Source organism: Dermacoccus sp. UBA1591, from assembly GCF_002322065.1.
Lineage (GTDB): Bacteria > Actinomycetota > Actinomycetes > Actinomycetales > Dermatophilaceae > Dermacoccus > Dermacoccus nishinomiyaensis.
The window spans coordinates 933-4,833 of the sequence record NZ_DCNR01000109.1; the positions used below are offsets into that span (position 1 = coordinate 933).

The 3,901-nt window shown below is 69.0% G+C and carries 4 protein-coding genes and 1 pseudogene; 3 read left to right on the forward strand and 2 right to left on the reverse strand.

Annotated elements, in window-relative coordinates:
* Positions 1 to 221: pseudogene (locus tag B2284_RS12030) on the reverse strand (hypothetical protein); the annotation flags it as partial.
* 245 nt (positions 222 to 466) lie between these two features.
* Between B2284_RS12030 and B2284_RS12035 the strand changes: the two are divergent.
* Both B2284_RS12035 and B2284_RS12040 read left to right on the forward strand, forming a co-directional pair.
* The gene (locus tag B2284_RS12035; RefSeq protein ID WP_115296772.1) at positions 467 to 1,051 is read left to right on the forward strand and encodes a TerD family protein; all 585 of its coding nucleotides are present in this window, start codon (positions 467 to 469) and stop codon (positions 1,049 to 1,051) included.
* Positions 1,052 to 1,117: 66 nt separating this feature from the next.
* On the forward strand, positions 1,118 to 1,696 hold the full coding sequence (locus tag B2284_RS12040) for a TerD family protein (protein ID WP_038566204.1): 579 nt from the start codon (positions 1,118 to 1,120) through the stop codon (positions 1,694 to 1,696).
* A 62-nt stretch (positions 1,697 to 1,758) separates the two neighbouring features.
* Here B2284_RS12040 and B2284_RS12045 read toward each other — a convergent pair whose 3' ends face one another.
* Entirely contained in the window at positions 1,759 to 3,300 is a 1,542-nt protein-coding gene (locus B2284_RS12045) for a TerD family protein (RefSeq protein ID WP_286697568.1), read from the reverse strand.
* Between the two features lie 98 nt (positions 3,301 to 3,398).
* On the opposite strand from B2284_RS12045, the gene B2284_RS12050 reads away from it, so the two are divergent.
* Positions 3,399 to 3,901: HpcH/HpaI aldolase/citrate lyase family protein (locus B2284_RS12050; protein WP_286697569.1), on the forward strand; the 503-nt coding region annotated here is incomplete at its 3' end.

The following is a 3,901-nucleotide window of genomic DNA, read 5'->3' on the forward strand; positions in this document are numbered from 1 at the left end:
GCGAGGTAGGCGTTGATCGTGTCGGGCAGGTGGGTCGTCGCCATGCGTTCGAGGGTGATGCGGGAGCCGACGTCGAGCAGGTGAGCCGACGGGTCCGCGACGACGTCGTCGAGGTGCTGGGCGATGGTGCGCGCGAGGACGTAGGCGCGGTTGGGGATCCGGCCGGATTCGCGGCGCAGGAACTGCAGCAGCGTGACGTTGCCGGCGGCGATCGCCTCCACCGAGCCGGGCTCGGGGGCGGATGGGGCCGCTGGGGCTGCTGAGGACGATGCGCGCTCGCCGAGCCGATCGAACAAGCCCATCGTCACGGCCTCCCATGGCTTCGTCGGTGCGTTCGAGTGTTCGCACAGAGCGTACTGCTGCAACCTTCGCAGCGTCTCGTGCGTTGGTAGTGTCACGAGCAAGGGCCGAGACCTGCGTCACGCTGGTCACGGCCACCGGAGCATCAGGTGATCAAGGAGCAGTCATGGCTGTCAGCCTCGCCAAGGGCGGAAACGTCTCACTCACCAAGGAGGCCGGGCCCGCCGGTCTCACCGACGTCGTCGTGGGTCTCGGATGGGACGCGCGGACGACGACGGGCACGGAATTCGACCTCGATGGTTCGGCGATCGTCGTCGACGCGTCGGGCAAGGTCATCGACGACAGGTTCTTCGTCTTCTACGGCAACCTCGCGAGCCCGGACGGCACCGTCCAGCACACCGGTGACAACCTGACCGGCGAGGGCGAGGGCGACGACGAGCAGATCAAGATCGGCCTGTCGGGCCTGCCGCCGCAGGCCGACCGGGTCGTCGTCGCGGTGTCGATCTACGACGCGGAGACGCGCCAGCAGACCTTCGGGCAGGTGCGCAACGCGTTCATGCGTGTGATGAACGCGGCCGGCGGCTCGGAGCTCGCGCGCTACGACCTGACGGAGGACGCCTCGACCGAGACGGCGATGATCTTCGGCGAGGTCTACCGCAACAACGACGAGTGGAAGTTCCGCGCCGTCGGCCAGGGGTACTCGAACGGCCTTGCGGGCATCGCGCGCGACTTCGGCGTCAACGTCGGCTGACGCGTCGCGTCCGGCTCGATCTCGACGCACGATCCGTACGACTCACATCGAACGAGGAGAAATCTCATGGGTGTTTCGCTCTCCAAGGGTGGCAATGTCTCCCTGACGAAGATGGCCCCGTCCCTGCAGGCCATCACGGTCGGCCTCGGCTGGGACGTGCGCACCACGACCGGCGCCGACTTCGACCTCGACGCCTCGGCGCTGCTGCTCGGTGCTGACGGCCGCGTCATCGACGACCAGCACTTCGTCTTCTTCAACAACCTCCGCAGCCCTGACGGCGCCGTCGAGCACACCGGTGACAACCTCACCGGTGAGGGTGAGGGCGACGACGAGTCGATCAACGTCGACCTGTCGACGCTCTCGCAGAACGTCGAGCGCGTCGTCGTCGCGGTGTCGATCTACGAGGCGCCGCAGCGCGGGCAGAGCTTCGGGCAGGTGGCGAACGCGTTCATCCGCGTCGTCAACCGTGCTGACGGCGCCGAGCTCGCGCGCTATGACCTGACGGAAGATGCCTCGACCGAGACGGCGATGATCTTCGGCGAGGTCTACCGCAACAACGGCGAGTGGAAGTTCCGCGCCGTCGGTCAGGGCTACGCCGACGGTCTCGCGGGCATCGCGCGCGACTTCGGCGTCAACGTCGGCTGAGCAGTTCCTGCGACGTGTGAGGGGTGAGGGCTTTCGGGCCCTCACCCCTCACACGTGTGTCGTCACAGCCCGAGCATCTGCACGGCCGGCTTGACGAGCTTCTTGACGGTGCGGCCGTTGGCGAACTGGCCGATGGCGCGCATGTCCCACGTGCCCTGCGGAGTGCGGCTCAGCGCTGCGATGACGACACCCGTCGCGCGATCCGACTCGCTGAGCGAGAACCGCACGAGTTCGGCACCCGACTGCGCATCGACGAGACGGGCGTAGGCGTTGCGCACGTCCCTGAACTTCTGCCCCGAGTAGCTGTTGATCGTGAACGCCAGGTGCACGACGGTGGGCGGAATCGCCGTCAGGTCGAGCGTGATGACCTCGTCGTCACCGTCACCCTTGCCGGTGAGGTTGTCACCGAGATGCACGATCGCGCCGCCGAACTCCTTCTTGTGCATGAACCAGACGATCTCCAGCTCACGCCCGTTCGCGTCGAAGGCGATGACGGACGCATCGAGGTCGATGTTGCGTCCGCGCTTCGCCGGATCCCACCCGAGACCCATGAACACGCGACTCATCGGCGGCGCGCCCGTCTTCGTCAGGCTGACGCGATCACCCTTGCGCAGGCTCACATGGCCCTTGTCGAGGTTGACGACCGACGGCGCGGCCTGAGTGGCCGGCGGGGCCAGGGGCATCTGAGGCGGCGCCATCTGGGGAGGCGCCATCTGGGGAGGCGGTGCCATCTGCGGCGAGGGCACCTGCTGCGGAGCCTGCTGGTGGTGCGGAGGCTGCAGGGGTTCGTACTGCGGGGCCTGGGGCTGGTGGGGCGGCTGCAGCGGCGCCTGGTGCGGAAGCGGGGCCTGAAGCGGAGCTTGGGGCTGGTGGGGCGGCTGCAGGGGGGCCTGCTGCGGTGCCGACGGCTGCTGTGGAGGCTGTAGCGGCGCGGGCGTCGGGGACACCGGCGCCGCGTACGGCTGGCTCGTGTCGCTGCCTGGCTGCTCGCCCTGCGAGGGCTCGGCAGGCCGGAGCGCCGGTGCCGGGGCAGGAGCCGACGCAGGGGTGGCAGCCGGCGCCGTTGACGACGAGGGCTGTTCGGGGGCGTCGTCGACGCTGATGCCGAAGTCGGTGGCGAGGCCGGCGAGGCCGGAATCCCAGCCCTGGCCGACGGCGCGGAACTTCCAGGCGCCGGCGCGTCGGTACAGTTCGCCTGCGACGAGGGCGGTCTCGCTCGTCGCGCCCATGTCGCCGAACTGGGCGACGACCTGGCCGCTCGTCGCATCGTCGACGCGCACGGTGAGGCCGGGCACCTGCGAGAACGGGCCGCCGTCAGCGCTGAGGACGACGACGATGCGTTCAACGACGTCCTCGACGCCCGTGAGATGCGCTTCGACAGACGCGGATCCGGGCGAGGAGGGGCCGAGACGCACGGCGCCCGACGCGTGCTGCGGGGCGTTGTAGAACACGAAGTCCGAGTCGTCACGGACCTTGCCGGTGGCGGTGACGAGCAGGGTGGACAGGTCGACGGTCGGCGCCTGGGGTGCCGCCGTCCAGGTGACGACGATGTTGACGGCATCGCTGGGGACGGCGACGTTGGCGCCCTTGGTGAGCTGGGTCATGTCTCGATCCTCACATGCCGTGGCGTCCCGTTGGCGGATGACGGGCGTCGACGGGGCAGACTTGGGCGCAGGCACACCGACATCAGGGAGGGCATGCGGTGCAGCACTATTCCCATCTCGACGAATCGACCCGCGAGGCCATCTTCGCGAGCCCGCCTCGTTCTTTCTCGGCGCGTGATGACGCGCAGCACGTCGGTTCGGGTCTCGGGGCGAGCCTCTACATGCCCGGTACGCGCCCGCAGCTCGCCGATGACGTCGTCACGCATCACGCGCGTGGTCTCGTCAGCACCGTGTGGTGCCTCGAGGATTCGATCTCCGAGAGCGAGGTGCCGGCAGCGCAGGCCAACATCGTCACGCACCTCGCGGCGCTCGCGGCGCGGTTTCCGACGCCTGACGACGTCGCCGCGGCGCTGCCGCTGATCTTCGTCCGGGTGCGCACGCCGCAGCAGTTGCGCGACCTCGCCACCCTCGTGAACGAGGGGCCAGGCGGCGAATCAACCTGGAGTTCAGCGGTGTTGGCGGGTTTCGTCATGCCGAAGTTCACAGGCGCGAACGCGCCGGCCTACTTCGACGCTCTCGCGGAGGCGAGCGCGCTCGCGGG